The 16,841-nt window shown below is 75.0% G+C and carries 1 protein-coding gene; it reads right to left on the bottom strand.

Annotation, left to right across the window (positions count from 1 at the left end; all coding sequences use genetic code 11):
• On the bottom strand, nucleotides 1–16,823 hold a 16,823-nt coding region (locus ACFY8U_RS35710), incomplete at its 3' end, for a type I polyketide synthase (protein ID WP_389576278.1).
• Nucleotides 16,824–16,841: the final 18 nt, after the last annotated feature.

The raw sequence follows: 16,841 nt of genomic DNA, 5'->3' as shown, positions 1-16,841 counted from the left end.
CCGAACACGACGTCCCGCAGAGGCAGTTCGAGGTCCACCCGCGTACACACCGCGTCGAACGCGTCCGCGAACACCGGGAACGCCTCATACAGCTCGCTCGCCATACCGGCGTACTGCGCACCCTGACCACTGAACAGGAATCCGGTCCGGCCCTCGCGTGCCGTGCCCCGGACGACCGCCGGGTCCGGGCGGCCCTCGGCGAGGGCGGTCAGCGCGTGCGCCGCCTGTTCCGGGTCGTGCGCCAGCACTACAGCGCGGTGGACGAGCGCGGCCCGGCCGGTCGCCAGGGTGTGGCCGATGTCCGCCGGGCGTGCGTCCGGCGCCCCGAGCAGTCGGCCTGCCTGCGCGGCCAGCGCATCGGCGGTGTGCCCGGACAACGGCCACGGCACGACGGTCGGCTCCGGCTGCGGGGCCGCGGCGGCCTCGGCCTGCTCCGGCTCCTCCGGGGCGGGCGGCTCTGCCAGGACGACGTGGGCGTTGGTGCCGCTGATGCCGAACGACGAGACGCCCGCCCGGCGCGGTCGTCCGGACCGGAACCACGGCCGGGGGCGGTCGAGCAGTTCCACCGCTCCGGTCGACCAGTCGACGCTCGACGCGGGACGGTCGGCGTGCAGGGACGCGGGCAGCAGGTCGTGGCGCATCGCCTCGACCATCTTGATGACGCCCGCGACGCCCGAAGCGGCCTGGGTGTGCCCGATGTTGGACTTCACCGACCCCAGGTACAGCGGCCGGTCGGCGTCCCGGCCCTGGCCGTACGTGGCCAGCAGCGCCTCCGCCTCGATCGGGTCGCCGAGCCTGGTGCCCGTGCCGTGGGCCTCCACCGCGTCCACGTCCGCCGGCTCCAGTCCGGCCGAGGCCAGCGCGGCGCGGATGACCCGCTGCTGCGACGGGCCGTTCGGGGCGGTGAGACCGTTGGACGCGCCGTCCGAGTTCGTCGCGGAGCCGGCGACCACGGCGAGTACCGGGTGGCCGTGGCGGCGTGCGTCGGACAGCCGCTCCACCAGCAGCAGGCCGATCCCTTCGCCCCAGCCGGTGCCGTCGGCAGCGTCGGAGAAGGGCTTGCAGCGGCCGTCGGCGGCCAGCCCCTGCTGCCGGCTGAACTCCACGAAGGCGCCGGGGGTGGCCATGACGGTCACACCGCCGGCCAGCGCGAGGTCGCATTCGCCGTTGCGCAGCGACTGCGCGGCCAGGTGCAGGGCGACCAGCGACGACGAGCACGCGGTGTCCACGGTCACCGCCGGGCCCTCGAGCCCGAAGGCGTAGGCGACGCGGCCTGACAGGATGCTCGCGGAGCCGCCGGTGGCTACGTGACCCTCCAGTTCGCCGGAGTCGGCGAGGGTGAGCCGGGTGTAGTCCTGGCCGTTGGTGCCGGCGAAGACGCCGGTGCGGCTGCCGCGCAGCGCGTGCGGGTCGATGCCGGCGCGCTCCAGGGTCTCCCAGGAGGTCTCCAGGAGGAGCCGCTGCTGGGGGTCCATCGCCAGCGCCTCGCGGGGCGAGATGCCGAACAGGGCGGCGTCGAAGCGGCCCACGTCGTCGAGGAAGGCTCCTTCGTCGACGTACGAAGTGCCGGGGCCGTCCCCGGCGGCGAGCGCTTCCAGGTCCCAGCCCCGGTCCGTGGGGAAGGCCCGGACCGCGTCGCGTTCCTCGGTGACCAGCTTCCACATGGTCTCGGGGTCGATCACCCCGCCGGGGAAGCGGCAGGCCATGGACACGATGACCACCGGGTCGTCGCCGGCGGCGACCATGCCGCGGGCTTCGCGCGCGAACGGTGCCGGGTCGGCGGGCTCGCCGAGCAGCTCGGCGAGCCGGGCGGCGAGGGAGGCGGCCGTGGGGTGGTCGAAGGCGATGCCGGCGGGCAGCCGCAGTCCGGTGGCCGCGTTGACGCGGTTACGGAGCTCGACGGAGGTCAGCGAGTCGAAGCCCAGATCGGCGAACGCCCGCTGCGCGGCGACGTCCTCGGCGGACCGGTGGCCGAGCGCGGCGGCGGCCTCGGCACGGACCAGGTCGGTCAGCTGCCGGATCCGTTCGGCGGGCGGCGCGGCCTGCAGCCGGGTGGCGAACTCGGTCGCGGCGCCGGTGGCGGTCTCCTGGTCGGCCGCCGCGACGAACTCCTCGAGGAGCGGGCTCGGGCGCCCGCTGGTGAAGGCGGCGCCGAAGCGGCTCCAGTCGACGTCCGCGACGGTGACGCAGGTGTCGCCCGCGTCGACGGCGTCCCCGAGCGCGGCCAGCGCGCGGTCGGGGTTCAGGGCGTTCAAGCCGCGGCGGCGCAGGGCCTCTTCGGCCTCGGCGTCCACGAGCATGCCGGAGTCGGCCCAGGGGCCCCAGGCCACGGAGGTGGCGGGCAGTCCCAGGCCGTGGCGGTGTTCGGCCAGGGCGTCCAGGTAGGCGTTGGCCGCCGCGTACGCGGGCTGGCCGCCGCTCCCCCACACCCCGGCGATCGACGAGAACAGCACGAACGCGTCCAGGTCGGTGTCGGCGAGCAGTTCGTGCAGATGGGTCGCGCCCGCCACCTTGGCCCGGAGGACCTCGGCGAACTCCTCGCCGGTGACTGTCTCCAGCGGCTGCGTCCCGTTCACTCCCGCGGTGTGGAACACCGCCGTGACGGGGTGCGCGGCCAGCAGTGCGGCCAGGGAGTCGCGGTCGGCGACGTCGCAGGCGACGACCTCGGCCCGTACGCCGCGCTCCGCGAGGGCGGCGACCAGGTCGGCCGCGCCCGGCGCCTCGGGTCCGCGGCGGCTCATCAGCACCAGGTCGCGGGCCCCGCGGTCGGCCAGCCAGTGGGCAACGCGGGCGCCGAGCCCGCCGGTACCGCCGGTGACCAGCACGGTCCCCGACGGCCGCCAGGGCCCGGTGGAGCCGGACACGGAACCGGACGCGGGGCCGGACGGGGAGCCGGACACCGAGGCGGACGTGGGGCCGGACGTGGCGCCGGACACGGAGCCGGACACGGAGCCGGACACGGAGCCGGACGCGGAGTCGGTCAGCGGGGCCCGGCGCAGCCGCCGGGCCAGCACGCCGGATTCCCGTATCGCCACCTGGTCCTCGCCCGATGCGTGGGTGAGGACGGCGAGGAGCCGGGCGGCGGCACGCCGGTCCAGCGTGGCGGGCAGGTCGATCAGCCCGGCCCAGCCGCGGGGACGTTCGAGGGCGGCGACACGGCCCAGACCCCACAGCAGGGCGCCCGAGGGGTCGGTGAGCCGGTCGGCCCGGCCCACCGCGACGCTGCCGCGCGTCAGTACCCACAGCGGGGCGGGAAGTTCGGCACGGAAGAGAGGCAGCAGGTCGTCCGGTGCCGACGGAAGGCACACCACTCCCGCGACATCGGTGAAGGACTCGAGTACGGCGTCGAACCGGGCGCCGATGAGACGGCCTGAGAACGCTTCGGCGAGGTCGTCGGGGACCGCGCCGTCGGCGGTGAGGATCAGCCAGGTGCCGGTGGGCAGGGCGGTGCGCTCGGGCAGCGGCTGCCAGACGGCGCGATAGCGCCACGAGTCGAGCACGGCCCGCTCGCGCCGCCCGCCGCGCCAGGCGGACATCGCGGGCAGGACGGCGTCGAGGGTGTCGGCGTCGAGGCCGAGGGTCCGGGCGACCTCGGCGGCGTCCTGCCGCTCGATGGCCTCCCAGAATCGGCTCTCCACCGCGTCGGCCCCGGCAGCGGGCTGCGGGGCGGGGTCGATCCAGAAGCGACGCCGCTGGAACGCATAGGTGGGCAGGCCGTCGGCCCGTACGGCACCGGCGGGTACGAGGGCGGACAGGTCCACGGACACGCCGTGGACGTGCAGCGCCGACACGGCGCGCACCAGTGCCTCGGGCTCGGAGCTCTCGGCGCGCTGTGCGGGCGTGGCCGCGACGGGACGCCCGTCGAGGCAGCGCAGGGTGGCCCCGGTGAGGGTGCCGTCGGGGCCCAGCTCCAGGAAGACGTCGGCGCCGGCGTCGTGGGCCTGGCGTACGGCGTCGGCGAAGCGGACGGGCTCGCGGATCTGGCCGACCCAGTAGTCCGGGGTCGCCATGTCGCCCGGCGCCGTGGTGACGACCGGAATGGTCGGAGCGTGGTACGTCAACGACTCCGCGACCGTCGCGAACTCGGCCTGCATCGGCTCCATCAGACGCGAGTGGAACGCGTGGGAGACGGCCAGCCGCTTCACCCGTACGTTCTCCGCCCGGAGCCGCTCCTCCAGCGCACCGATCGCGTCCGCGTCACCGGACACCGTCACCGAAGTCGGCCCGTTGACCGCCGCAAGGTCCACACCCTCGGGCAGCTCAAGCTCACCCTCAGCAGCCTCCACGGCCAGCATCGCGCCGCCCGACGGCAGCGCATCCATCAAACGGCCACGCGCCGACACCAGACGGCACGCGTCGTCCAGGGACAGCACTCCGGCCACGTGCGCGGCGGCCAGCTCACCGATCGAGTGGCCCACCATCACGTCCGGGGTCACACCCCAGGACTCCACCAGACGGAACAGCGCCACCTGGAAGGCGAACAGACCGGCCTGGGCGTGGACGGTACGATCCAGCGCCTCGCCGTCCTCGAACACCACCTCACGCAGCGGCCGTTCGAGGTCCACCCGCGCACACACCGCGTCGAACGCGTCCGCGAACACCGGGAACGCGTCGTACAGCTCACGCCCCATCCCGACCCGCTGGGCACCCTGGCCCGAGAACAGGAAGGCGGCACGGCCGAAGGCGTTCGTGCCTCGGACGACGGACGGGGCCGTGCGGTCCTCGGCGAGGGCGGTGAGGCCCGCGAGGAGGTCGTCCCGGCCGGAGCCGACCACGACGGCACGCTGGTCGAGGGCCGCCCGGCCGGCGGCCAGGGCGCGGGCGTGGCCGATGAGGTCCGCCTCGGGACGCTCGTCGAGTGCCTCACGCAGCCGGGCCGCCTGAGCGCGCAGTGCGTCGGCAGTCCGGCCGGACACGGGCCAGGCGAGCACCGGCGGGACGGCGACCGGCGCGGGCAGCCCGCCCGGCACCGTGTCGGGCTCGGTGTCCGGCTCCGTGTCGGGCTCCGTGTCCGGCGCCTGTTCGATGACGACGTGTGCGTTGGTGCCGCTGATCCCGAACGACGACACACCCGCCCGGCGCGGCCGGTCCGCCCGCGGCCAGGGGCTGTGCTCGGTGAGCAGGGCGACCGTGCCGGCCGACCAGTCCACGTGTGGCGTCGGCTCGTCCACGTGCAGGGTGCGGGGCAGTTCGGAGTGGCGCAGCGCCATGACCATCTTGACGACGCCGGCCAGGCCGGCGGCGGCCTGGGTGTGCCCGATGTTGGACTTCAACGAGCCGAGCCACAGGGGACGTTCCGAGTCCCGGTCCTGTCCGTACGTGGCGAGGAGCGCCTGCGCCTCGATCGGGTCGCCCAGCCGTGTTCCCGTACCGTGTGCCTCAACCGCGTCCACGTCGGAGGGCTCGAGACCCGCCGATGCCAGCGCGGCCCGGATCACCCGCTGCTGCGCGGGGCCGTTGGGCGCGGTGAGGCCGTTGGACGCGCCGTCCTGGTTGACGGCCGAGCCGCGCACCAGAGCCAGGACCTCGTGGCCGTTCCGCTCGGCGTCGGAGAGCCGCTCCACCAGGAGGACCGCGACGCCCTCGGACCAGCCCGTGCCGTCGGCGGCGGACGCGAAGGACTTGCACCGTCCGTCGGCCGCGAGGCCGTCCTGCTTGGCGAACTCGCTGAAGCCCGCCTGTGTGGGCATGACGGCGACGCCACCCACCACGGCCAGGTCGCACTCGCCGGTGCGCAGTGCCCGCGCGGCCAGGTGCAGCGCGACCAGCGACGACGAGCAGGCGGTGTCCACGGTGAGCGCCGGGCCCTCCAGCCCGTACGTGTACGCGAGGCGTCCGGACAGCACGCTGTTGGAGGTGCCGGTGAGCAGGTGCCCGCCGACCTCCTCGGGCGGGGTGGTGCCGGTGCCGTATCCGCTGTGGGAGGCGCCGACGAAGACGCCCGCGTTGCTGCCGCGCAGCGAGGTCGGGTCGATGCCGGCCCGTTCGAACGTCTCCCACGAGGTCTCGAGGAGCAGCCGCTGCTGCGGGTCCATGGCGAGCGCCTCGCGCGGCGAGATACCGAAGAGTTCGGCGTCGAACTCGGCGGCGTCGTACAGGAACCCGCCCTCGGTCGTGTGGCCGAGGCCGTCCAGCTGCCAGCCGCGGTCGGTCGGGAAGCCGGAGATGCCGTCGCCTCCCTGGGCGACGAGCTGCCACAGGTCCTCGGGCGAGCGCACGCCGCCGGGCAGCCGGGTGCCCATGGCGACGATGGCGAGGGGCTCGTCGGTGGTGAGGGTCCCGGAGCGGTGGACCGGTGCCGTGTCCGTGCCGCCGAGGAGCTCGCCACGGACATGGGCGGCGATCAGCAGGGCGGTGGGGTGGTCGAAGGCCAGGGCGGCGGGCAGCGGCAGGCCGGTGGCCGCGGCGAGCCGGTCGCGCAGTTCGACGGCGGTCAGCGAGTCGAGACCGAGGTCGCGGAAGGCTGCCGACGGGTCGACGGCGGCGCGGTCACGGTGGCCCAGGACGCCGGCGACGGTCGTGGTCACGAGGTCGAGCAGGACCCGCTCGCGCTCGGCGGCGGGCAGCGCGGCGAGCCGGTCGCGCAGTGCCGCACCGGCCGCGGGCGCGGGGGTGGTGGCGGTGTCCCCCACCTCGGGAAGCTCCGTCAGCAGCGGGCTCGGCCGGGTGGCGGTGAAGGTGGCGGCGAACCGCTCCCACTCCACGTCGGCGACGGTCACGCACGCGTCACCGGAGGCGACGGCCCGGTCCAGGGCGGTGACGGCCAGCTCGGGGTCGAGCGGTCGCAGCCCGCGACGGCGCAGGTGGGCGACCGCCTCGTCGCTCGCGGCCATGCCAGCCTCGGCCCAGGGGCCCCAGGCCACCGAGGTGGCGGGCAGCCCGGCGGCGCGCCGGCGCTCGGCCAGCGCGTCGAGATGGGCGTTGGCCGCGGCGTACGCGGCCTGCCCGCCGCTGCCCCAGACGCCGGCGATGGACGCGTAGGTGACGAACGCGGTGAGCGAACCGAGTTCGGCGGTGAGCTCGTCGAGGACGTCCGCGGCGTCGGCCTTGGCGCGCAGCACGGCGCCGAGGCGCTCCTCGGTCAGCTCCGTGAGGGCGATGTCGTCGCTGACGCCCGCCGCGTGCACCACCGCGGTGAGCGGGTGGGCCGCGGGTACGTCGGCGAGCACAGCGGCCAGCGCGTCACGGTCGGCGGCGTCGCAGGCCACCACCGAGGCGGTCGCGCCGGACCGGGCCAGCTCCTCCACGAGTTCGGCCGCGCCGGGGGCGTCGGGCCCCCGGCGGCTGGTCAGGATCAGGTGCGGGGTGCCGCGCGCGGCGAGCGTACGGGCGAGGTGGGAGCCGAGGGCACCGGTGCCACCGGTGATGAGGACGGTGCCGTCCGGCCGCCAGGGCGCGGCGGCGGGCTCGGGCGCAGCGTGGCGCAGACGGCGCGCGAAGACTCCTGTGTCGCGGATCGCGAGCTGGTCCTCGACGCCGATGCCAGCCAGGACGGCGGCCAGCCGGGCGCCCGTCCGGCGGTCCAGCGTCTCGGGAAGGTCGAGGAGTCCGCCCCAGCGGTCGGGGTGTTCCAGCGCGGCGACCCGGCCAAGACCCCATGTCTGGGCGGCGGCGGGGTCGGTGAGCGGGTCGAGTCGCCCGGTGGTGACGGCGCCCCGGGTGGCGGCCCAGCAGCGCACGGTGCCGCCGGCCCGGTCGAGGGCATGGAGGAGGGCGAGCAGGCCGGCCGGGTCGGGACGCAGGGCCAGGACTCCGGCCAGGTCGTCGGCGAGGAGCAGCTCGGGACGGACGTCGGAGGGCGCGCACTCGGCGACGTCGGCGCCGGCGGCGCGCAGCGCGTCGGCGACGTCGGGGTGGGGTTCGCCGACGAGCAGCCAGGTGCCGGTGAGCGCGGTCTCGGGCCCGCTCTCCAGCGGCGTCCAGGCGGTGCGGTACCGCCAGGAGTCCACCACGGAGCGCTTACGGCTCTCCCGGCGCCAGGCGGTGAGGGCGGGCAGCACGGTGTCGAGGCCCGTGTCGTCGTCGTCCAGGTCGAGCGCGGCGGCCACCGCGCCCCGGTCGGCCGCGTCGACGGCGCCCCAGAACCGCTCCTCGGCCTCGCCGGTCGCCTCGCTCGTGGCCCGCGCGGGCGTGGCGTCGAGCCAGTAACGCTCGCGCTGGAAGGCGTACGAGGGCAGCTGGACCAGTCGGCCGCCAGCAGTGAGGCGGGTGAGTTCGAGGGGTGCGCCGTGGCTGTGCAGGCGGGCGACGGCGCGCAGCAGGCTCGCGGCCTCGTCGTGCCCGGAGCGCAGCGCGGCGACGGCGGTCGCGTCCTCGGCGATGTGCGGGACGAGGGCGGAAAGGATGCCGTCGGGGCCGAGTTCGAGGAAGGTCCGGGTGTCGGTGAGGGAGGCGACCGCGTCGGCGAAGCGGACGGGCTCACGGATCTGACGGACCCAGTACTCCGCGGTCGCCAGGTCGCCCGGCGCCGTGGTGACGACGGGGATCGTCGGAGAGTGGTACGTCAGCGATTCCGCGACGGTCGCGAACTCGTCGAGCATCGGCTCCATCAGACGCGAGTGGAACGCGTGGGAAACGGTGAGCCGTTTCACCCGTACGCCCTCGGAGCGCAGCCGCTCCTCCAGTACCGCGATCGCATCGGCGTCACCGGAAACCGTCACCGACGTCGGCCCGTTGACCGCCGCGAGGTCCACACCCTCGGGCAGCTCAAGCTCACCCTCGGCGGCTTCGACGGCCAGCATCGCGCCGCCCGACGGCAGCGCATCCATCAACCGACCACGCGCCGAGACGAGAGCACACGCGTCGTCCAGAGACAGCACCCCGGCCACATGCGCGGCAGCAAGCTCACCGATCGAATGCCCCACCAGGACGTCCGGAGTCACACCCCAGGACTCCACCAGCCGGAACAACGCCACCTCGACCGCGAACAACCCCGCCTGCGCATGGACCGTCCGGGCCAGAAGCTCCGCGTCCTCGCCGAACACAACGTTCCGCAGCGGCTGTTCGAGGTCCACCCGCGCACAGACGGCGTCGAACGCCTCGGCGAACACCGGGAACGCCTCGTACAGCTCGCGCCCCATACCGACCCGCTGCGCACCCTGACCCGAGAAGAGGAAGGCCGCACGGCCACCGCGTACGGCGCCCGTCGGCGCCTCGCCCGCGGACAGCGCTGTCAGCTCCGCGAAGAGTTCCGCGCGGTCGGCGGCCACCAGCGTGGCGCGGTGCTCCAGGGCGGGCCGGGACACGGCCAGGGAGTGGGCCAGGTCGACGGGGCGCAGGGTCTCGTCGCGCTCCAGCAGGTCGAGCAGTCGGGCCGCCTGGTCCCTGAGTGCGGGTACGGATCGCGCGGACACCCTCACCAGCACCGGGTGCGCGGGTCCGGACACGGCGGGCGGTGCGGACGAGTCAGGCCGGTCGGGCGCCTGCTCGATGATGACGTGCGCGTTGGTGCCGCTCACGCCGAACGAGGAGACTCCCGCGCGCCGGGGCCGCCCGGCCGACGGCCAGGGGCGTGCCTCGGTCAGCAGCGCCATGCTCCCGGCCGACCAGTCCACGTGCGGCGTCGGCTCGTCCACGTGCAGCGTCCGGGGCAACACGCCGTGGCGCAGCGCCTCGATCGTCTTGATGATGCCGCCGACGCCCGCGGCGGCCTGGGTGTGTCCGATGTTGGACTTCACCGACCCCAGGTACAGGGGCTCGTCGCGGTCCTGCCCGTACGTCGCCAGCAGCGCCCCGGCCTCGATCGGGTCGCCGAGCTTCGTGCCCGTGCCGTGCGCCTCGACCGCGTCCACGTCGGTGGGCTCGAGACCCGCCGATGCAAGCGCGGCCCGGATCACCCGCTGCTGCGCGGGACCGTTGGGCGCGGTGAGCCCGTTGGACGCGCCGTCCTGGTTGACGGCCGAGCCGCGCACCACGGCCAGCACCTGGTGTCCGTTGCGCACGGCGTCGGAGAGCCGCTCCACGAGCAGCATGCCGACGCCCTCGGACCAGCCGGTGCCGTCCGCGTCCGCCGAGAACGACTTGCACCGTCCGTCGGCGGACAGGCCTCGCTGGCGGGAGAACTCGGTGAAGATCGCCGGTGTCGCCATCAGGCTCACGCCGCCGGCCAGCGCCATGGTGCACTCGCCGTTGCGCAGCGACTGCACGGCGAGGTGCAGGGCGACGAGCGACGACGAGCACGCCGTGTCGACGGTGACGGCCGGGCCCTCGAGGCCGTACGTGTACGCCAGGCGCCCGGAGGCGACGCTGGTGGAGCTGCCGGTGAGGAAGTGGCCCTCGACGCCCTCGGGCAGACGTACGCCCACTCCGTAGCCGGACGAGGCGGCGCCGACGAAGACGCCTGCCTGGCTGCCGCGCAGCACGTGCGGGTCGATGCCCGCGTGCTCGAAGGTCTCCCAGGAGGTCTCCAGGAGGAGTCGCTGCTGGGGGTCCATCGCCAGCGCCTCGCGCGGCGAGATGTCGAAGAGGCCGGCGTCGAACTCGGCGGCGTCGGAGAGGAATCCGCCGGCGCGGGCGTAGGTGGTGCCGACGCGGTCGGGGTCCGGGTCGTACAGCGTCTCCAGTGCCCAGCCGCGGTCGGTGGGGAACGGCCCGGTGGCGTCGCCGCCTTCGGAGACCAGCCGCCACAGGTCCTCGGGCGAGCGCACGCCGCCGGGGAAGCGGCAGGCCATACCGACGACGGCGATGGGCTCGTCGGCGGGGGCCGCGGCCGTGGTGACGGTGGCGGTCCCGCCGCCGGCGAGCAGCTCCCGCAGGTGGGCGGCGAGGGCGGCCGGGGTGGGGAAGTCGAAGACGAGGCCGGCGGGCAGGCGCAGTCCGGTGGCCGCGTTGACGCGGTTGCGCAGTTCGACGGAGGTCAGTGAGTCGAAGCCGAGTTCCTTGAACACCCGGTCCGGGGCGACCGAGTCCACGCCGGCGTGCCCGAGGACGGCGGCGGCCTCGGCGCGGACGAGGCCGGTGAGCAGGCGGTGCTGTTCGGCGGCGGGGAGCGCGGCGAGTCGTTCGGCGAGCCCCGACCCGCCGGTGACCGTACCGGCGATGCGGCGCGCGGGCGCGCGCACCAGGCCTCGGAGCAGCGCGGGCACGGGCCGCAGCGTCCGGGCGGTGGACAGGTCGAAGCGCAGCGGGAGCAGGTACGGCAGACCCGTGTCGTGGGCGGCGTCGAAGAGGGCGAGCCCCTCGTCGGTGGCGAGCGCGCCGCCGACGCGGGTCGCGCGGGCGACACCGGTGGTGTCGAGGCCGCCGCTGATGGCGCTCTCCTCCGCCCACAGGCCCCAGCCAAGCGCGGTCGCGGCGAGTCCACGGGTACGGCGGTGCTGGGCCAGCGCCTCCAGGAAGGCGTTGGCGGCGGCGTAGTTGGCCTGGCCCGGGGAGCCGAAGGCCGAGGACGCCGAGGCGTAGAGGGTGAACAGGGCCAGGTCGTGGCCGGCGGTCAGCTCGTGCAGGTTGAGCGCGGCGCGGGCCTTGGGGCGCAGTACGCCGGTGATTCGCTCGGGCGTCAGCGCCTCGACGACACCGTCGTCGGCGACTCCGGCCGCATGCACGACACCGGTGAGCGGGTGCTGGGCGGGGAGGGTGGCCAGGAGCGCGGCCAGCGCCTCCCGGTCGGTGATGTCGCACGCCGCGATCCGTATCTGGGCGCCGAGCGCGCCCAGTTCCTCGGCGAGTTCCTGGGCGCCGGGCGCGGCGGGTCCGCTCCGGCTCACGAGCATCAGGTGCCGTACGCCCCGCTGCTCGACCAGGTGGCGGGCCAGTCGCTGCCCGAGCACACCGGTGCCGCCGGTGATCAGGACCGTGCCGTCCGGGTCGAGGGCGCGCGGCAGCGTCAGGACGTTCTTGCCGACGTGCCGGCCCGCGCCGACGTACCGGAAGACCTCTGCCGCCTGCCGGACGTCCCAGGTCCGCGCGGGCAGCAGCGTGAGCCGGCCCGTGCGGAACAGCTCCAGGACCTCCCGCAGCATCTCCTGGAGCCGGTCCGGTCCCGCCTCGCCGAGGTCGAAGGCGCGGTAGGTGCGGTCGCCGAACGAGTCCGGGTCGCGCAGGTCCGCCTTGCCCATCTCCACGAAACGGCCGCCGGGGGCGAGGAGCCGCGCCGAGGCGTCGATGAACTCGGCGGCCAGCGCGTTGAGGACGACGTCGACACCGCGCCCTGCGGTGCGCTCGGCGAAGGCCGCCTCGAAGCCCAGGTCACGCGAGGAGGCGAGATGTGCGGCGTCCAGGCCGGTCGCCGCCCACTTCGCGGGCGAGGCCGTTCCGTACGCTTCCGCGCCCAGGTGCCGCGCGATCTGCACGGCAGCCATCCCCACGCCGCCGGCGGCGGCGTGGATCAGCACCGACTCGCCGGGTGCAAGTCCCGCCAGGTCCACCAGCGCGTAGTACGCCGTCAGGAAGGCCATCGGCACCGTGGCCGCGTCCGTCAAGGTCCACTCCTGCGGCACCGGCGCCACCATCCGCCGGTCCACCACCGCCAGCGGCCCGAAGCCGCCCGCGAACAGGCCGAAGACGCGGTCACCCGGCGCGAGGTCCGTCACGTCGGAGCCGACCTCGACCACGATGCCCGCGCCCTCCGACCCCATCATCGCCGTGGGATCCGGGTACTGCCCGAGTGCGATCAGCACGTCGCGGAAGTTCACGCCGGCCGCGCGGACCGCGATCCGCACCTCTCCCGGAGCCAGTTCCGCGGTCGTCTCGGGCGCGGGGGTGAGGGCCAGGTCGCGCAGGGAACCGGAGGCGCGGTCGGCGGTGAGCCGCCACGCGTCCGTGTCGGGCACGGCGAGGGTGCCGGACGCCGACGCGCGGGCCAGCCGGGGGGCGAGCAGGGTGCCGTTGCGCAGCGCGAGCCAGGGTTCGTCGGCGTACGCGAGCACGGCGAGCAGGCCGTCGTCGGGGGTGGTGTCGGTGTCGAGCAGCACGAACCGGTCGGGGTGCTCGGCCTGCGCGGAGCGAACGAGTCCGCCGGCGGCCGCGCCGGACAGACCGGTGACGTCGTCACCGGTCGCGGCGGCCACGGCGGAGCGTGTGACCAGCACCAGACGGGACGCGGCGAACCGTTCGTCGGCCAGCCACGACTGGAGGCCGGCCAGGACCTCGGTGACGGCGGTTTCGGTGTCGGCGTCGGCCAGGGGCCACGCGACGACGTCGGGTGCCGCGCCGGAGAACCCGGCCAGGAAGATGCCGAGTCCGTCGGCGGCCGTGGCGAGCGAGCCCCGCCGGTCCGGCGTGGGTACGGTCGTCCAGTCGAGGGTGAACAACGCGTCGTCGTGGCGCGGGCCGACGGCGGTCGCGGCCCGCAGGGTGAGCGACTCGACGGTGGCGACGGGTCCGCCCGCGGGGTCGCTGATCCGCAGCGTCCAGGCGTCCGCCCCGGCGGGTGCCAGGTGGACCCGGGCGCTGGTGGCGCCGGTCGCGTGCAGGGTGGCGCCCTCCCACGCGAAGGGCAGCCCGGCCCGCTCCGGGTCGAGGCCGGTCAGGTGCAGTGCCGCGTCGAGCAGGGCGGGGTGCAGTCCGCAGCGGCCCGCCTCGCGGTGGGCGATGTCGGGCAGCTCCACCTCGGCGTACAGCTCGTCGCCCGCCCGCCAGGCGGCCTTCAGGCCCTGGAAGACGGGGCCGTAGGCGAAACCGGCCGCGGCGGCCCGTCCGTAGAAGCCATCGAGGTCCACCGGCTCGGCCTCCGGCGGCCACACCTGCGTCGCTCCGGCCGGGTCGGCGGCGGAGGCGGCGAGTACGCCGAAGGCGTTGCCGGTCCACTCCTCCTCGCCGTCGAGACGCGAGTGGATCTCCAGGCGGCGGGTGCCGTCCTCGTTCTCCGCCCCGGCACTGACCTGGATCTGCACACCGCCCTGTGCGGGCAGCACGAGCGGTACGGCGAGGGTGAGGTCCTCCACGGTCCCGCAGCCGACGTACTCCCCGGCCTGCCAGGCGAGTTCGACGAGCGCGGTGCCCGGGACGAGCACACTGCCGTGGATCGTGTGGTCGGTGAGCCAGCCGTGCGTGGCGGCGGTGAGCCGCCCGGTGAGCAGGACTCCTCCGCCGGCGGCCAGCGACACGGCGGCGCCCAGCAGCGGGGGACCGGCCGCGCCGAGCCCGACGGACGTCAGGTCCCCGGAACCGATCCGGGCGCTCGGCCAGTACGCCTGCCGCTCGAAGGGGTACGTGGGCAGCTCCACGCGCCAGGCGCCCGCCGCGGCGAGCGGCGCCGACCAGTCGACGGGGGTGCCGTGCACGTGGGCACGCGCGATGCCGTGCAGCAGCGACGCGGCCTCGTCCCGGCCGGAGCGCAGGGTGGGGACGGCGGTCGCGTCCTCGGCGATGTGCGGGACGAGGGCGGAAAGGGTGCCGTCGGGGCCGAGTTCGAGGAATCGGGTGGCACCGGACTCGTGGGCGCGGCGTACGGCGTCGGCGAAGCGGACGGGCTCGCGGATCTGGGCGACCCAGTAGTCCGGGGTCGCCAGGTCGCCGGGCGCCGTGGTGAGGACCGGGATCGTCGGCGCCTCGTACGTCAGCGATTCCGCGACGGCCGCGAACTCGGCCTGCATCGGCTCCATCAGGTGCGAGTGGAACGCGTGGGAGACGGTCAGCCGCTTCACCCGTACGCTCTCCGAGCGGAGCCGCTCCTCCAGCGCGTCGATCGCGTCCGCGTCACCGGAAACGGTCAAGGAGGTGGGCCCGTTGACCGCTGCGAGGTCTACGCCCTCGGGCAGCTCAAGCTCACCCTCGGCCGCCTCCACGGCGAGCATCGCACCGCCCGACGGCAGCGCGTCCATCAACCGACCACGCGCCGAGACAAGACGGCACGCGTCGTCCAGGGACAGCACCCCGGCCACATGCGCGGCAGCAAGCTCACCGATCGAATGCCCGACCAGCACGTCCGGGGTGACACCCCAGGACTCCACCAGGCGGAAAAGTGCCACCTCGACCGCGAACAGAGCCGGCTGCGTGTACGCCGTACGCGCCAGCAGCTCGGCATCCTCACCGAACACGACGTCCCGCAGGGGCCGTTCGAGGTCCACCCGCGCACAGACGGCGTCGAAGGCGTCGGCGAACACCGGGAAGGCGTCGTACAGCTCACGGCCCATACCGACCCGCTGCGCACCCTGACCCGAGAACAGGAACGCAGTACGGCCAGGGGCCGCCATGCCGGACTCCGCCTCCGGCGGCACGGTGCCCTCGGCGAGCCCGGTGAGGGCACGCAGCGCGTCGTCACGCCCCGCCGCCAGCACCACGGCCCGCGAGGCAAGCGACGCGCGCGTCGTGGCCAGCGAATAGCCGAGGTCGGCCAGACGTGCCTCGGGCTGCTCGGTGAGGTGCGCGCGGAGACCGGCCGCCTGCTCGCGCAGGGCGTGCGGGGTGCGGGCGGAGAGCGGGAGCGGGATCAGAGGCGGTTCGGCGGCCGTGGGCGACGGCGCGGCCGGGGCCTCCTCGGAGCCGGGGCCGGGTTCGGGGGCCTGTTCCAGAACCGTGTGCGCGTTGGTGCCGCTCACTCCGAAGGAGGAGACGGCGGCGCGGCGGGTCCGGCCGGGGCCGGACCAGGGTCGGTTCTCGGCGAGCAGCCGGACGGCACCGGCCGACCAGTCCACCTGCCGGGTGGGCTCGTCGGCGTGCAGGGTGCGGGGCAGCACGCCGTGCCGCAGCGCCATGACCGCCTTGATGACGCCGGCCACACCGGCCGCGGCCTGGGTGTGCCCGATGTTGGACTTCACCGACCCCAGCCACAGCGGGCTGTCCGCCAGACGGTTCCTGCCGTAGGTGGCGAGCAGCGCCTGCGCCTCGATCGGGTCACCCAGCCGTGTACCCGTACCGTGCGCCTCGACCAGGTCCACGTCGGAGGGTGTCAGCCCCGCCGAGGCCAGCGCGTCGCGGATGACCCGCTGCTGGGAGGGGCCGTTGGGGGCGGTCAGACCGTTGGACGCGCCGTCCTGGTTGACGGCCGAGCCCCGTACCACGGCCAGCACGTCGTGGCCGTTGCGCACGGCGTCCGAGAGCCGCTCCACGAGCAGCACGCCGACGCCCTCGCCCCAGCCGGTGCCGTCGGCACCGTCGCCGAACGCCTTGCAGCGTCCGTCGGCCGCCAGCCCTCGCTGGCGGCTGAACTCGACGAAGGCGGCAGGTGTGGCCATCACCGTGACACCGCCCGCCAGGGCCATGGTGCACTCGCCCCTGCGCAGCGACTGCACCGCGAGGTGCAGCGCCACCAGGGACGCCGAGCACGCGGTGTCCACGGTGAGGGCGGGGCCTTCGAGGCCGAAGACGTAGGAGAGACGGCCGGACAGCACGCTCGCGACGGCCCCGGTGGCGAGGTAGCCCTCGGCTGCCGCCGGGTCGGCGGCGAGCGCGGTGGCGTAGTCCTGCCCGTTGGTGGCGGCGAACACGCCGACCCGGCTGCCGCGCAGCGACTTCGGGTCGATGCCCGCGCGCTCGAACGCCTCCCAGGAGGTCTCCAGGAGCAGCCGCTGCTGCGGGTCCATGGCGACGGCCTCGCGCGGCGAGATCTCGAAGAGCCCGGCGTCGAACTCGGCCGCGTCGGGCAGGAATCCGCCCTCGTGGGCGTAGCTGCCGCCGGGCCGCTCGGGGTCGGGGTCGCGCAGGGCGTCGAGGTCCCAGCCCCGGTCGGCCGGGAAGGGGCCGATCGCGTCGCGGCCCTCGGTGACCAGCTCCCACAGCTGTTCCGGGGTACGGACGCCGCCGGGGAACCGGCAGGCCATGGCCACGATGGCGATGGGCTCGGAATCCCGCTCCTCCTGTTCGCGCAGTCGCTGGTGCGCCTGCCGGAGCTCACCCGTGACGAACTTCAGGTGATCGAGCAGCTTTTCTTCATTCGCCATCAGCGTGACTCCCAGCAGGCG

The sequence above is a fragment of the Streptomyces sp. NPDC012508 genome (assembly GCF_042902595.1).
GTDB lineage: Bacteria > Actinomycetota > Actinomycetes > Streptomycetales > Streptomycetaceae > Streptomyces.
Note: the sequence above shows the minus strand (reverse complement) of the source record. Positions and strands in the feature narration are given on the sequence as shown.